Annotated in this window: 8 protein-coding genes and 1 pseudogene; 6 read left to right on the forward strand and 3 right to left on the reverse strand. The window is 67.4% G+C overall.

What is annotated here, in order from left to right; genetic code table 11:
* The first annotated feature begins 45 nt into the window (after nt 1–45).
* Nucleotides 46–1,953: a BCCT family transporter gene (locus tag GGR48_RS07285; RefSeq protein ID WP_183951263.1), complete on the forward strand. Its 1,908-nt coding sequence runs from the start codon at nt 46–48 to the stop codon at nt 1,951–1,953.
* A gap of 456 nt (nt 1,954–2,409) precedes the next feature.
* On the opposite strand, the gene GGR48_RS07290 is transcribed toward GGR48_RS07285, so the two are convergent.
* The gene (locus tag GGR48_RS07290; protein WP_276208018.1) at nt 2,410–3,405 is read right to left on the reverse strand and encodes an SDR family oxidoreductase; all 996 of its coding nucleotides are present in this window, start codon (nt 3,403–3,405) and stop codon (nt 2,410–2,412) included.
* Nucleotides 3,406–3,615: 210 nt separating this feature from the next.
* Here GGR48_RS07290 and GGR48_RS07295 point away from each other — a divergent pair, with 210 nt between their 5' ends.
* Nucleotides 3,616–4,863 (forward strand): DUF2254 domain-containing protein, encoded by a 1,248-nt coding sequence (locus tag GGR48_RS07295; protein ID WP_183951264.1) that lies wholly within the window; start codon nt 3,616–3,618, stop codon nt 4,861–4,863.
* 7 nt (nt 4,864–4,870) lie between these two features.
* Here the strand turns inward: GGR48_RS07295 and GGR48_RS07300 are convergent, their stop codons facing one another.
* On the reverse strand, nt 4,871–5,689 hold the full coding sequence (locus tag GGR48_RS07300) for a YihY/virulence factor BrkB family protein (protein ID WP_183951265.1): 819 nt from the start codon (nt 5,687–5,689) through the stop codon (nt 4,871–4,873).
* Nucleotides 5,690–5,970: 281 nt separating this feature from the next.
* Here GGR48_RS07300 and GGR48_RS07305 point away from each other — a divergent pair.
* The 4 genes and pseudogenes from GGR48_RS07305 to GGR48_RS07320 all read left to right on the forward strand — a co-directional run bounded on the left by GGR48_RS07305 (nt 5,971) and on the right by GGR48_RS07320 (nt 14,052).
* Nucleotides 5,971–8,462: pseudogene (locus GGR48_RS07305) on the forward strand (TonB-dependent receptor domain-containing protein).
* A 152-nt stretch (nt 8,463–8,614) separates the two neighbouring features.
* Nucleotides 8,615–9,658, forward strand: coding sequence for a DUF2332 domain-containing protein (locus tag GGR48_RS07310; RefSeq protein WP_240456103.1), 1,044 nt, complete (start codon nt 8,615–8,617; stop codon nt 9,656–9,658).
* Nucleotides 9,659–9,754: 96 nt separating this feature from the next.
* The gene (locus tag GGR48_RS07315; protein WP_183951266.1) at nt 9,755–12,223 is read left to right on the forward strand and encodes a TonB-dependent receptor domain-containing protein; all 2,469 of its coding nucleotides are present in this window, start codon (nt 9,755–9,757) and stop codon (nt 12,221–12,223) included.
* Between the two features lie 50 nt (nt 12,224–12,273).
* A complete protein-coding gene (locus GGR48_RS07320) occupies nt 12,274–14,052 on the forward strand; it encodes a methyl-accepting chemotaxis protein (RefSeq protein ID WP_240456102.1) in 1,779 nt (592 codons plus the stop codon).
* Between the two features lie 9 nt (nt 14,053–14,061).
* On the opposite strand, the gene GGR48_RS07325 is transcribed toward GGR48_RS07320, so the two are convergent.
* On the reverse strand, nt 14,062–14,577 hold the full coding sequence (locus tag GGR48_RS07325) for a DUF6438 domain-containing protein (RefSeq protein ID WP_183951267.1): 516 nt from the start codon (nt 14,575–14,577) through the stop codon (nt 14,062–14,064).
* Nucleotides 14,578–14,621: the final 44 nt, after the last annotated feature.

Here is a 14,621-nt window from a genome sequence, read left to right on the forward strand (position 1 = left end):
TTCGCGCATATGGGCTTTTGGACTGATCCCGGTTAGGTTGGCGCGATGCCGACTTCTCGAATGAACCCGCGCGTCTTCTGGGGCGCCAGCGCGATCGTCGCCACGATGCTGATCGCCACCCTGTTGATGCCCGGCACCGCCGACACCGCGTTCAAGGCCGCGCAGGACTGGACCATCGATACCTTCGGCTGGTTCTACATCGCCTCGGTCGCCGCCTTTCTGGCGATCGTGCTGGCGCTCGGCTTCGGGCCGGCGGGCAAGCTGAAGCTGGGGCCGGACGATGCCGAGCCCGATTTCCCCTATCTGTCCTGGCTGGCGATGCTGTTCGCCGCCGGCATGGGCATCGGCCTGATGTATTTCGCGGTGGCCGAGCCGATCCAGCATTATATCGCGCCGCCCGATGTCGAACCGGGCACCATCCTGGCCGCGCGCGAGGCGATGGCGATCACCTTCCACCATTATGGCGTCCATGCCTGGGCGATCTATGCGCTGGTCGGTATCAGCCTGGCCTATTTCACCTATCGCAAGGGCCTGCCGCTCACCATGCGGTCGGGGCTGTCGCCGGTGCTGGGCAAGCGGATCAACGGTCCGCTGGGCGATGCGATCGACATCTTCGCGGTCTGCGGCACCGTCTTCGGCGTGGCGACCTCGCTGGGCTTCGGCGTGTCGCAGATGACGGCGGGTCTGAATTACGAATATGGCGTGCCCGATACGATCACGGTGAAGATCGGGGTAATCGTGCTGGTCATGGGGGCCGCGACCCTGTCGGTGCTGAGCGGCGCGGATCGCGGCGTGCGCCGCCTGTCCGAGCTGAACCTGGTGCTGGCCGTGCTGCTGATGCTGTTCGTGATGGCGGTCGGCCCCACCCTGTTCCTTTTCCGCGCGCTGGTGCAGAATTTCGGACTGTACCTGGACCATTTCGTCAAGCGCACCTTCACCCTCTACGCCTATGAACCGCGCGCGTGGATGGCGCATTGGACGCTGTTCTATTGGGCATGGTGGATCGCCTGGTCGCCCTTTGTCGGCATGTTCATCGCACGCATCTCGCGCGGGCGGACGATCCGCGAGTTCGTCATCGGCGTGCTGTTCGTGCCCACCGCCTTCACCTTCCTGTGGATGACGGTGTTCGGCAACACGGCGATCTCGCTCGATCTGGGCGGGGCGGCGGGCGGCATCGCGCGGGCGGTGCAGGACAATCTGTCGACCGCCTTGTTCAAGTTCCTGGAATATCTGCCGGGTGCGGGCTTCACCTCGTCGCTGGCGATCCTGCTGGTGGGCGTGTTCTTCGTCACTTCGGCCGATTCCGGCGCGCTGGTGATCGATACGCTGGCATCCGGAGGCGAGGACGAGACGCCGCGCTGGCAGCGCATGTACTGGTGCGTGCTGCTGGGCGCGACGGCGGCGTTGCTGCTGGTCGCGGGCGGGCTGGGCGCGCTTCAGGCCGCGACGCTGCTCGCCGCTCTGCCCTTCTGCTTCATCATGCTGCTGCTCGCCTTCGGGCTGATCCGCCAGACCAAGGCCGATCTCGCCGGCGTCTCGCTCGATGGGGACACGCCGGCGGTGGGCGAGCGACTCAAGCGGCTGTTCGTGCCCGCCAGCCGCAAGGACATCCTCCGCCAGATCGAGGAGCGCGCGCTGCCCGCGCTGCGTTCGGTGTGCGAGACGATGGTGCAGGAGGGCTGGGCCGACAGCCAAGTCGAGCATGACGAGGGGACCGCGACGCTGACCATCACGCTCAGCCCCGATCATGTCCTGGTCTATCGCCTGACCGCGCGCTCGCGCCCGCTGGCGGCCTTCACCGCGCTGGAGGCGTCGGAAAAGCGGCGCAGCCTGACCTGGATGCTGACCGCCAGCACCGACGGGGTGGCGGGCACGCGCGACCTGACCGGCTATTCGACCGATCAGATCGCCAATGACGTGCTGGGCCAGCTGGAGCGCTGGCGGCGGCGCTAGGGCGTGATGACTAAGACGGACTCCCCCCTCCCCTTCAGGGGAGGGGCCGGGGGTGGGGCAGCTCCGCAAGCATGGGGCCCGTGGCGAGGGGCCCCCCCCCCCCCCCCCCCCCCCGGGGGGGGGGGGGGGGGGGGGGGCCCCCCCCGCTCCGCAAGCATGGGGCCCGTGGCGAGGCCCCACCCCAACCCCTCCCCTGAAGGGGAGGGGCTCGTCTTGGCTTCCTGCAGTGTCATCATGGTCCAGGCCGGATCGACATTCCTCCTATTCCTCCCCTGGAAGGGGAGGTGGCAGGCCGACAGGCCTGACGGAGGGGTGTTCCGGGCGGAGAGTTTGGGACTATAGCCATGGCCGGGGACACCCCTCCACCATGCTTCGCATGGTCCTCCTCCTCTTACAGGGGAGGAAAGATAGGGGGCGGTCTGAACGTCTATCCGGGCCCAGGCCCTGAAAACGGCGTCAGGGGAACCCCTTGCCGCCATGCGCGCCGACGGCGGTGCCGGTCGAATAGCTGGCCTCGTCCGAGGCCAGTGCGACGAACAGCGAGGCGAGTTCGGCCGGCTGGCCCGCCCGGCCCAGCGAGGTGTCCTGCCCGAATTCGTGCATCTTGCCGGGCAACTGCCCGCCCGCGACCTGTAACGGGGTCCAGATCGGCCCCGGCGACACCGCGTTCACGCGGATGCCCTTCTTGGCGAGCTGCTTGGCCATGCCGCGCGTCAGATTCTGGATCGCCGCCTTGGTCGAGGCATAGTCGATCAGGTCCTCGCCCGGATCGTAGCTGTTCTGCGAGATGGTGTTGATGATCACCGCGCCGGGCGGCATCGAGGGGATCGCCGCCTTCGAAAAGCGGAAAACGTGGAAGACATTGGTCTCATAGGTGCGGACGAACTGTTCGTCCGAAATCTCCATGATGTCGGCCTTGGACTGTTGATAGGCGGCGTTGTTGACCAGGATGTCGAGCCCGCCGAGCTGCGCGATCGCCTTGCGCACCGTCTCTTCACAGGCCTTTTGCGTGCGGATGTCGGCGGGCAGCAGCACCGCCTTGCGCCCCGCCTGGCGGATCAGGTCGGCGACCTCGCGCGCATCGGGCTCTTCGCTGGGGTGATAGTTGATCGCGACATCGGCGCCCTCGCGCGCAAAGGCAATGGCGGCGGCGCGGCCGATGCCGCTGTCCCCGCCGGTCAAGAGCGCGCGGCGCCCGGTCAGCTTGCCCGATCCGCGATAGCTGGTTTCGCCATGATCGGGGCGCGGCGTCATCTTGCTGGCGAGCGCGGGCCAGGGCTGGCGCTGTTCGGGGAAGGGCGTGCGGGTATATTTGGTGCGCGGATCGCGCAGGCTGGGCGCGGGCGTATCGCCGCCCGCCTGGGCCATCGCTGCGCCGGGGGTGGCGGCCGCCGCCAGCCCGATCGCGGTGCCGCTCAATATGCCGCGACGGGATGTCTCGATATCGCCCATGGTCCGGGTCCTTTCCGACGCAAAACCAACGGGATCGTCGGTCCTCACACCTTGCAACCCCGGACGCGCCAAGACGATCCGTGGCCCGTTGCCGGAACCTTGCGCGTCGCCCGCGCGGTATAGGGGCGGAACGGGGCGCTGGCGGCCCCGCATCAGGGGATGGACGACATTGACGATGACGGGGCCGGCGCCCGGCGGACGGGGTGGGCGATGAAGCAATGGTCCTGGATTCTGCGTCGGGTCGTGCAGCAGATCTGGTTTCGCGCCGCGCTGATCAGCGCCGGCGGGGTGGCGCTGGCGATCCTGGCGGCGATCGTCACGCCCTATCTGCCCTATAGCTTCTCGGTCGAGATCGGCCAGACGTCGGTCGGCACCATCCTGGAGATCATGGCGTCCAGCATGCTGGCGGTCACCACCTTCTCGCTGACCGCGATGGTCAGCGCCTATTCCTCCGCGACGCAGCTGGCGACGCCGCGCGCGACCCAGTTGATGGTCAGCGACCCGACCTCGCAAAACGCGCTGTCGACCTTTCTGGGGGCGTTCGTCTTTTCGATGATCGGCATCGTCGGGCTGAATACGGGGGCCTATGGCAATAGCGGCCGCATCATCCTGTTCGCCGCGACCGTGCTGATCATCCTGCTGGTGGTGGGGACGCTGCTGCGCTGGATCGGGCATATCACCGCCTTCGGACGGATGGCCGATGTCATCGACCGGGTGGAGGATGCCGCGACCCGCGCCATGGCCGGTTTCGCCGCACGCCCGCATCTGTGCGGCCGCCCCGCCACCCCGGTGCCGGCGGGCGCAACCGCGATCGTCGCGACCGAGACGGGCTATATCACCCATATCGATGCCGAGACGCTGGGCCGCCTGGCCGAGGATCACGGCGTGTCCGTCCATGTCGCCGCGCTGCCGGGGGCGATGATGCATCCGGCGCGCCCGCTGCTGCATGTCGTGGGCGCGGTCGACGACGCGCTGCGCACGGCGTTGGTCCGGGCCTTCACCATCGAACGCCATCGCCGTTTCGACCAAGACCCGCGCCTGGGCCTGATCGCGCTGGCCGAGATCGGCAGCCGCGCGCTGGCGCCGGCGACCAACGATCCCGGTACGGGGATCGAGGTGCTGAACGCGCTGTTGCGCGTCTTCCTGACGCTGCGCCCCGACGCGACGCCCCGGGAGGAGGCCGCACGCACCTATCCCGTCCATATCGGCCTGCCGTCGATGGACGATATGCTGACCGACGCTTTCGGTCCGATCGTGCGCGAAGGGGTGGTCGAGATCGAGGTGTCGCTGCGCCTGACAAACACGCTGCGCGCGATCCATGCCGCGTTGCCCGATGCGCGCGATGCGATCACCGTCTGGGCCGAGCGTCATGCGCGGCGCGTCGCCGAAACCGTCGAGGACGCCGCCGACCGGGCCGCGTTCGACGCGACCTATGATCGGCTCTGGCGGCAGGGATAAGGCCGGGTCAGAGGCCGTCCATCGCCTCGGCATTCAGCCGCGCGCCGAGCAGCAGCGCCCAGGCGGAGACGAGCAGCCACAGTAGCAGCACGATGACCGCCGATAGCGAGCCATAGGTGTCATCGAACCGCGCGACATGCGCGACATAGGTGCGGAACAGCGTCGTCGCGGCCAGCCACATCGCCACCGCCGCGATCGTGCCGGGCACGACGCGACGCCACGGGATCGCCTCCTCGGCGGCGGGGGCGTAGCGATAGATCAGGAGGAGGCCGCCGCCCGCGCCCAGCGTCAGCGACCCGAACAGGATGATCGTCGAGGCGGTGCGTGCGCCGGGCAGCCCATCAGGGACATAGCTTTTCAGAAAGGCCAGCACCGACAGCGAGATCAGCGCCGTCAGTACCAGCGCCGCGCAGCCCAGCACCAGCAGGGTCGAGGCGATCTGCCGCTTCAGCCCCCGTCGCTCGCCATCGATCCGATAGGCCAGGTTGATGCCGTGCAGCAGCGACCGCCCCGCCCGCCGCGCGCTGAACAGTGCGATGCCCAGCGCGATGACGAGGGTGACGAGATCGCCGGGGTGCGAGGCCAGCGTGCTGTGCAGCCCGCCCACCACGATCTGCCGCGCCTCGGCGGGCAGGATGGCGGCGAGGGTCTTGAGATTGCGGATGACGCTGGCGGGCGGGGCGAACAGTCCATAGGCCCCGGTGGTCAGGCCGATGACCGGGATCATCGCCAGAAAGGCGGCGAAGGCGATCGAGCTGGCCGCGATGCCGAAATCGTCCCGCAACGCGCTGCGCACCGTACGGACCAGTAGCTTTGCCCAGTGCATTACCGGCGACGCGCTATGCGGCCTTGCCCACGTCGCGGCGAGATGCCGAACGATCCGAAACCCCCTGTCAGCCAATGCCACGTTGAACAGCCCCCTTCCGATCGGAAGGAAACGCCCGTGCCGGCTATCGGGATCAATAGTGCCGGCCGCTTTTCGTCATGCGCCGCGCCCGATCATATGTCGGCGGAAAGCGTACAATTTTGATCAACTGGCCCCGCGCATTAACATTTTTCCAAAGCATCGCGCCATAGGGACGGTCCGATCAAGACCGGGGGACTGTCATGCTTTTAAATGGTTTGCTGATCTCGACCATGCCGCTTGCCCTAATGCTGCCCGCGCAGGCGCTGGCGCAAAGCGGCACCGCCGACAAGGCGGCGGGCGAGGAGGCCGCGTCGCGCGGCACGCTGAACAAGGATGTCGTGGTGACGGCGGTGGCGCGGGGGCGTGACCGTCTGGACAGCGCGATCTCGACCAGCTCGCTGGGGCAGGACGAAATCCTGAAGGCGGCGCCGCGTTCGACCGCCGAAATCTTCCGCAACATTCCCGGCCTGCGCTCGGAAAGCTCGGGTGGTGACGGCAACGCCAATATCTCGATCCGGGGCCTGCCGATCGCCTCGGGCGGCGCCAAGTTCCGCAGTTGCAGGAGGACGGCCTGCCGGTGCTGGAATTCGGCGACATCACCTTCGGCAATGCCGACATCTTCCTGCGCGCCGACATGAACGTCGCCTCGGTCGACGCCATTCGCGGCGGCTCGGCCTCGACCTTCTCGTCCAACTCGCCCGGCGGCGTGGTCAACATGATCTCCAAGACCGGCGACGTGACCGGCGGTGCGATCATGGCGACCGCCGGCCTGGACTATGGCGAATACCGGCTCGACTTCGACTACGGCGCCAAGGTTTCCGACACGCTGCGCTTCCACTTGGGCGGCTTCTATCATCAGGGCGAAGGGCCGCGCCGGGTCGGCTATGACGGCACCAAGGGCGGCCAGATCAAGCTGAACGTCACCAAGGAGTTCAGCGGCGGCTATATCCGCTTCTACGGCAAGTTCCTGAACGACCGCTCGGCCGCCTATCTGCCCAATCCGGTGCGCGTGACCGGCACCGATGCCGATCCGCGCTATGAGAGTGTGCCCGGCTTCGACATCGCCCGCGACGCGCTGCTGTCGCGCTACGACACCAGCAATGTGACGCTGGACGGCCAGAACAATCCGGTCATCCACGACAAGCGTGACGGCATGCATCCGGTGGCCAATTCCTTCGGTGTCGAGACGCGGTTCGATGTGGCCGGTTGGACCGTCACCGACCGCTTCCGCTATGCCGACATTTCGGGCCGCTTCATCTCGAACTTCCCCGCCGCCGTCGATGGCGCGGCGGCGACCGCCATGGCGCTGGGGGGTGCGGGCGCGACCCTGCGCTATGCCAGCGGGCCGAGCGTCGGGCAGGTGATCGCGAACCCGGCGGGGCTGAACGGCAATGGCCTGCTGGCGCGGGTCGTGGTGTTCGACGTCAATCTCAACAGCCTGGACAATGTCGCCAACGATCTGCGCGCCAGCCGCGTGTTCGATGTCGGCGGCGGCGAGCTGACCACCACCGCCGGCTTCTACAAGTCGCGCCAGACGGTCGATACCGACTGGCTGTGGACCTCGACGCTGATGGACGTGCGCGGGCAGGGGCGTGCCGCGCTGGTCGATGTGTTCAACGCTGGCGGCGTCGCGCAGACGCAGAATGGCTATTACGCGTTCGGCGCGGACTATTTCGGCGGCTGCTGCCGGCGCAGCTACCGCGTCGATTACGACGTCAACGCACCGTTTGGCTCGCTGAACTACAAGATCGGCCGTGTCGCGCTGGGCGCCAGCATCCGCTACGACTTCGGCAGCGCGCGCGGGGCGATCTTCGGGTCGGACCTGGGCGGCGGGCGTGTCGGCACGACGGTGCGCGACATGAACGGCGATGGTGTCGTCTCGGCGGCTGAACGCCGCGTCAGCGTGATCCCGCTCAGCAGCCCGGCCCCGGTCGATTATGACTGGCACTATCTGTCCTATTCCTCGGGCATCAACTTCCGCGTGTCCGAACCGTTCGCGATGTTCGTCCGCTACAGCCGGGGCGCGCGTGCCAATGCCGATCGCCTGCTGTTCGGCCCGGCGGTCAGCACGGTCGACGGCCATCTCGTCAATGCCGATGCGGCGGTCGACTATGTCCAGCAGGCCGAGGCGGGGCTGAAATACCGCCGGAACGGCATGTATGTGAACCTGACCGGTTTCTGGGCAAAGACCGAGGAGCAGAATTACGAGGCGACGCGCCAGGTCTTCATCGACCGCAAGTACCGGGCCTATGGCCTGGAACTGGACGGTGCCTATACCTACGGCCCGTTCAGCCTGACGGGCGGCGCGACCTGGACCGATGCCAAGATCGTCAGCGACGCGCTGAACCCCGGCGTCGTCGGCAACACGCCGCGCCGCCAGGCCCGGCTGATCTTTCAGGCGACGCCGCAGGTCGAGGTCGGCCGTCTGACGGTCGGCGCGAACGCGATCGGCACGACCAGCAGCTATGCGCAGGACAGCAACCAGCTGAAGCTGCCCGGCTATACGGTCGTGAACGGCTTCGTGCAGTTCCGCGCGACCGACCGCATCCTCGTTTCGTTGAACAGCAACAACCTGTTCGACAGCAAGGGCTTTACCGAGGCGGAGGATGCGGTGATCCCCGCGAACGGCATCGTCCGGGCGCGGTCGATCAATGCGCGGACGACCTCGCTGTCGGTGCGCGTCGGCTTCTGATCCGGCGGCGGTCGGCCATGCGTCGCGCCCGACGGTGGCGCGGCGCGTGGCACGCCTGTAATTATTAACCCGTGCGGCCCCATGAAGGGGCGATGCAGCCGGAGCGTTCGACAGTGATGTGCGTGAAGTCGGATAGTCCGTCGTCGCCGGGCATGCCGCCCCCCATCGATACTCCAACCGTCAGCGAACTGGCGCGCCAGTCGCAGGTCATGCGCAGCATCGGGACGCCCTTCGTCGCCGACCTGCTGGCGGCGGTCGACCGCCAGCTGGACCATGCGCCGCGCACCGCGCGGCTGATCCGCTCCTGGGGCAGCGGGGCGGCCTCTTCGGCCATCGCCATGCGGATCAACGCCGCGCTCCACGCGCTGGCGCGGCAGCGGCGGGTGCCGCTGCTCAGCGCGCTCTATGCCGGTGAGCATCGCCGCTTCGACGACGCCGTCGCCCAGGCCCTGGCGGGACATGACGATGTGCTGGTCGAATGGCTGCATCAGGTGCCGCAGACCAACGAGGTCGGGCGCGCCGCGGGCTTCCACGCCGCGCTGATGGTGCTCGCCCGGCGCTATGGGCACCCGTTCGAACTGTTCGAGATCGGCGCGAGCGCCGGCTTGAACCTGAACCTGGCGCGCTATGCCTATGATCTGGGTGGCGTCCATGCCGGCCTGCCCGGGTCGCCGGTGCGGATCGCCCCGGCCTGGCACGGATCGCCACCGCCGATCGCCCCGGTGGTCGTCCAGGCCGCCCAGGGTGTGGATCTCAACCCGATCGATATTCGCGATCCGGCGGCGTGCGAGCGGCTGGCCTCCTTCATCTTCGCCGACCAGCCCGACCGCAGCGAGCGACTCGATCGTGCGCTCGGGATTGCGCGCGCGCATCCGCCGCAGGTCGCGACCGGACGCGCGGCGGACTGGCTGGCGGCGCGACTCGCCATGCCCGCCCCCGAAGGCCGACACCGCGTCGTCCTGCATTCGATGGTGCTGCAATATGTCGGCGCGGACGAACGCGCCGCCATCGAATGCACGCTGGCCGCGACGGCCAAGCAGGCGGACGCGGCGCGCCCCTTCGCCTGTATCGGATTCGAATGGAATGCCACGCGTACCCAGGTCGAGTTGCGGCTACGGTCCTGGCCGGACGGGGAAGACCGGATATTGGCGCATTGCCACCCCTATGGCGGCTGGTTCGACTGGAAGCCTTTGTAACCATGGTGCAAGCAAAATTATGGGTGGTTTCACCTATAATTAACGGCGCAATCCTATCGTCCCCGGGACAAGAATCATAAGATTATTCGGGGGACTATGTTCGTTCATTCGTTGCTGGCGACCGTCGCTTCATTAGGCTTCGTACCGCCCGCCATTGTCGAAGACGTGGCGGCCAAGGATGCCGCGCCGCAGGCGCCGGTGGCGTCGCGCGACACGATTTCGACCGGCGTGGCCAAGGGACGCGATCGACTCGACAGCGCGACCTCGACCAGTATCCTCCATCCCGAAGAGATCGAAACCTTCGGTCCTCGCTCGACCGGTGATCTTCTGCGCATCATTCCGGGTATCCGTTCCGAGGCGTCGACCGGCGAGGGCGGGGTCAGCCTGTCGGTTCGTGGCCTGCCGATCGCCAGCCAGGGGCTGAAATTTGTGCAGTTGCAGGAGGACGGACTGCCCGTCCTGGAGTTCGGGGACATCCTGGCCGCCGGACCCGACCTGTACCTGCGCACCGACCTGAACATCGCGCAGGTCGAGGTGATTCGTGGCGGATCGGCCTCCACCTTCGCATCTAATTCGCCCGGCGGCCTGATCAACTTCGTGTCGAAGACGGGCACGCAGGAGGGCGGCGCGGTCGCGCTGACCGCCGGCCTCGACTATCGCCAGTACCGCGCCGATTTCGACTATGGTGCCAAGCTGGGCGACGGCCTGCGCTTCCATGTCGGCGGCTTCTATCGCCAGGGCGATGGTCCGCGTCGCACCGGCTATGACGCGCAGAAGGGCGGTCAGATCAAGCTGAACGTCACCAAGGAGTTCGCCGGGGGCTATATCCGCCTGTACGGCAAGTATCTGGACGACCGCACGCCCTTCTACGACGCGGTGCCCTATCGCGCGACCGGCACCAATGCCGATCCGCAGGTGCGCCCGGTGGTCGGGTTCGACGGCATCCACGACACCATGATGTCGCGCTATATCCGCAACAGCCTGGTGCTCGACGGCAATAACAACATCGCCGCGCACGCGGTCGATGGCCTGCGCAGCAAGGCGACGACGATCGGGCTGGAGACCCAGATCGACCTGTCGGGCTGGACCGTCACCGAACGGTTCCGCTACGCCAAGATGTCGGGCGCGTTCATCGCACCGTTCAGCAGCGCGTTCCTGCCGACATCGGCCCTGCCGCTGATCGGCGGCGCGGGTGCGACCCTGTCCTATGCCAATGGTCCGCTGGCGGGGCAGGCGATCGCCAATCCGGCGACGCTGAACGGCAACGGCCTGTTCGCGATCGTCAACCTGCTCGACCTGCAGAACAACAATCTCGACAATGTCACCAACGACATTCGCGCCAGCCGCGTCTGGAATGTCGGCGGCGGTGAGCTGACGACGACGGCGGGCTTCTATGCCGCGCGCCAGACGATCGCGCGCGATGCGCTGTGGTCGACGCTGATCGCCGATGTGCGCGGTGACGGCCGCACCGCGCTGCTCGACATTCGCGACCGGACCGGACGGTTGCTGACGCTGAACGGCATCTACGCCTTCAACCTGGCGCTGGCGAACGGCACGCGCCGCCGCTCGATCGATGTCGATTATGCGGTCAACGCGCCCTTCGCCTCGGTCAATTATCATATCGGCCGCGTCGCGATCGGCGCCAGCGTCCGTTATGACTTCGGCTCCGCCAATGGCCGGATGATCAGCGCGGATCTGGGCGGTGGCCGGATCGGCACGGTCGCGCGCGACATGAACGGCGACGGCGTCATCTCGCCTGCCGAGCAGAAGGTCGGCGTCTCGCCGCTGACCGCGCCCGCGCCGGTCGATTACGACTATCACTATCTGTCCTATTCGACGGGCATCAACTTCCGCATCGCCGATCCGCTCGCGGTCTTCGCGCGCTACAGCCGGGGCGCGCGCGCCAATGCCGATCGCCTGCTGTTCACGCCGGCGGTCAGCAACACCACCGGCGCGCTGCTGATGCCATCGGCCGCCTATGATCCGGTCAAGCAGGCCGAGGTCGGGGTGAAGTACCGCACCGACCTGCTGACCCTGAACCTGACCGGATTCTGGGCCAAGAGCCAGGACAGCAATGTCGATCCCGTCACATCGCAGTTCATCTCGCGCGATTACGAGGCCAAGGGGCTGGAGTTCGAGGGCGGTCTGCGTCGCGGCGTCTTCGGCCTGACGGCGGGGGCGACCTATACCCATGCCCGGATCGTCAAGGACCGCGTGAACCCCGCGTTCGAGGGCAACACGCCCCGGCACCAGGCCGCCTTCATCTTCCAGGCCACGCCGCAACTGATGATCGAGGACTTCACCATCGGCGCGACCTTTGTCGGCACGACCGACAGCTATGCGCAGGACAACAACCTGCTCAAGGTGCCGGGCTTCGTCACCACTAACGGCTTCGTCCAGGCGCAGGTCGCGGATCGCATGACCCTGCTCTTCAACGTCAACAACCTCTTCGATGTCGCCGCCTTCACCGGCTTCGACGAATCGAGCATCCCCGCGTCCGGGATCGTCCGGGGGCGCCCGCTCAACGGGCGCACCGTGTCGGCGACCGTGCGCTTCGACTTCTGACCGTCCGTCTGCCTTCGCTCCTGGCCCCGATCTGCTGAAAGAACCGCGTGATGCTCTCGAACATGAACATTCCCAAGAAACTGGGCGTATCGTTCCTGGTGATCAGCATGTCCGCTGCGGTCATGACGATCGTCTTCTTCGCGAACATCTGGGAAATCCGAAACGCGGCGGAGCGGAACAATCATGCGCGTGAGGTCTATGCCAAGGCACTGACGCTGGAGACGTCGATCCTGCGCGAGAACAGCCAGCTGCGCGGCTTCCTGGTCACGGGCGACAAGAGCTACCTCAAATCCTATGACGAGGCGCGCAAGGAATATGACACCACCAGCCGCGAGCTGACCGCGATGCTGACCGATCCGGCCGAACTGGCGCTGGTCGCCAAGTCGCGCGAGGAGACCACCAAGTGGCGGCGTCAGTGGAGCGACCGGCTGACCACCTGGGTGAAGGCGGGCCGGCGCGACGAGGCGCAGCAGGCGGTGCGCGATGCGGGCAAGGCGGTGCTGACCAGCGCGATCGTGCTGCCGCTGCGCGACATTCGCGATCAGGAAACCGCCGCGATCGAGGAGAATGCGGCGTCGCAGAACCATGCGATCGACACCGCGATCATCGCGCTGGTGCTGGGCGGCATCATGCTGATCGGTATCGCCATCTCGCTCCAGATGCTGCTCAGCCGCAGCATCGCCCGGCCGATCACCATGTTGACCCAGCGGATGGCGGACTTGGCGCAGGGCCAGAACGACATCGCGGTGCCGGGCAGCGAGCGCGGCGACGAACTGGGCGACATGGCGCGCGCGGTGGTCGTCTTCCGCGACGCGGCCAAGGCCAAGGTCGATGACGACCGCGAACGCGAACTGGCGCTCCAGGCGATCGGCACCGGGTTGCACAGCCTGTCGCAGGCCGATCTGACCGCGCGCCTGACCGACCTGCCGCCGGCCTTCCATCAGCTGGCGCAGGACTTCAACGGCGCGGTCCAGAACCTGTCCAGCCTGACCAGCGACGTGCGCGGCAGCGCGGGCGCGATCCGCACGAATATCGAGGAAATCCGCCAGGCGACCGATCACCTCTCGGCGCGCAGCGAGCAGCAGGCCGCCAGCCTGCGCGAAACCGCCGCCGCGGTGGGGGAGATCACGCAAGGCGTGCGCGACGGCGCGATCAATGCCAGCCAGGCCAATCGCGCGGTCACCGAGGCGCGCGACGAAGCCGAAAAGGGTGGCGAGATCGTCGCCAAGTCGATCACCGCGATGAACGGCATCGACCAGGCCAGCCGCGAGATCGTCGACATCATCTCGGTCATCGACGGCATCGCCTTCCAGACCAATTTGCTGGCGCTGAACGCGGGCGTCGAGGCGGCGCGTGCGGGCGACGCGGGCAAGGGCTTCGCGGTCGTCGCCTCCGAAGTGCGCGCGCTGGCGCAGCGTTCGGCGGACGCAGCCTCGGACGTGAAGTCGCGCATCGTCTCGGCGATCGAGCATGTCCGCTCGGGCGTAACGCTGGTCGACGAGACCGGCAACGCGCTGCAACGGATCATCGGCAAGGTGTCCGACGTCAGCGCGGTGGTCGATGTGATCGCCAAGTCGTCCGAGCAGCAGGCGCACAGCCTGAGCCAGGTGAATATCGCGATCGGCGAGATCGACTCGGTCACCCAGCAAAATGCCGCGATGGTCGAGGAATCGACGGCGGCGGCGACGATGCTCGCCAAGGAGTGCGGCACGCTCGTCTCCTCGGTGATGCGCTTCAACGTCGATGGCGCGCCGAGCGGACGCGCGGCATCGCCGCAGGCGCATGGGCGCGAGACGTACGAGCGACCGCAGCTGCGCCGCGCCTCCTGACCGGCGGGTCTATCCGCGCGAGACGCCGGGCCGCGTGACCTGCTTCGCCCAGTCGGCGATGCCGAGCCGCGTCGGCAGGGTGCGCAACAGCGCGCCGAGCGACTGGCCGGGGCCGCCGGGACAATGGTCCTGCACGGTCGCGACGGTCTTGCCGCCGTCCCGGGATTCCCATGTCACGGTATAAGAGGAGGTGTCGGACACGGTCGCGGTGCAGGCGACCTGCGTCTCGCTGCCCGTTGCGGGGCGATAGGGGGCGAGGTCGCGGATCAGCGCCTGCGATGCCGCCGCGCCGATCGTCTTCGTGCGCTCGCCGATGACCGTCGTATGCCGCTCGCCGACGAAGCGCAGCATGCCGTCGGGCGCGACCGAGACCTGATAGACGGGGCAGAAGCCGAAGCACGGACCGACCGCCACCGTCACCGTCTCTGCGGTGGGCGATGACGTCGAGTGGCCGTCCGCCGCCATCGTCGTGCACCCGGCGAGCACGCCGCCCGCCGCCGCCACCATTGCCCATCGTTTCAGCATCGCCGTACCTTTCCCTTGATTCATGCCGGCATAGACCGGCTCAG

Origin of the sequence: Sphingomonas pseudosanguinis, from assembly GCF_014196255.1 — a bacterium.
Classification (GTDB): Bacteria; Pseudomonadota; Alphaproteobacteria; order Sphingomonadales; family Sphingomonadaceae; genus Sphingomonas; species Sphingomonas pseudosanguinis.

What these genes read in the sequence shown, in the direction of transcription:
- GGR48_RS07320 (WP_240456102.1), top strand. Translation starts at nt 12,274, where the DNA reads ATGCTCTCGAACATGAACATTCCCAAGAAACTGGGCGTATCGTTCCTG.
- GGR48_RS07310 (WP_240456103.1), top strand. Translation starts at nt 8,615, where the DNA reads ATGCCGCCCCCCATCGATACTCCAACCGTCAGCGAACTGGCGCGCCAG.
- GGR48_RS07300 (WP_183951265.1), bottom strand. Translation starts at nt 5,689, where the DNA reads ATGCACTGGGCAAAGCTACTGGTCCGTACGGTGCGCAGCGCGTTGCGG.
- GGR48_RS07295 (WP_183951264.1), top strand. Translation starts at nt 3,616, where the DNA reads ATGAAGCAATGGTCCTGGATTCTGCGTCGGGTCGTGCAGCAGATCTGG.
- GGR48_RS07285 (WP_183951263.1), top strand. Translation starts at nt 46, where the DNA reads ATGCCGACTTCTCGAATGAACCCGCGCGTCTTCTGGGGCGCCAGCGCG.
- GGR48_RS07325 (WP_183951267.1), bottom strand. Translation starts at nt 14,577, where the DNA reads ATGCTGAAACGATGGGCAATGGTGGCGGCGGCGGGCGGCGTGCTCGCC.
- GGR48_RS07315 (WP_183951266.1), top strand. Translation starts at nt 9,755, where the DNA reads ATGTTCGTTCATTCGTTGCTGGCGACCGTCGCTTCATTAGGCTTCGTA.
- GGR48_RS07290 (WP_276208018.1), bottom strand. Translation starts at nt 3,405, where the DNA reads ATGGGCGATATCGAGACATCCCGTCGCGGCATATTGAGCGGCACCGCG.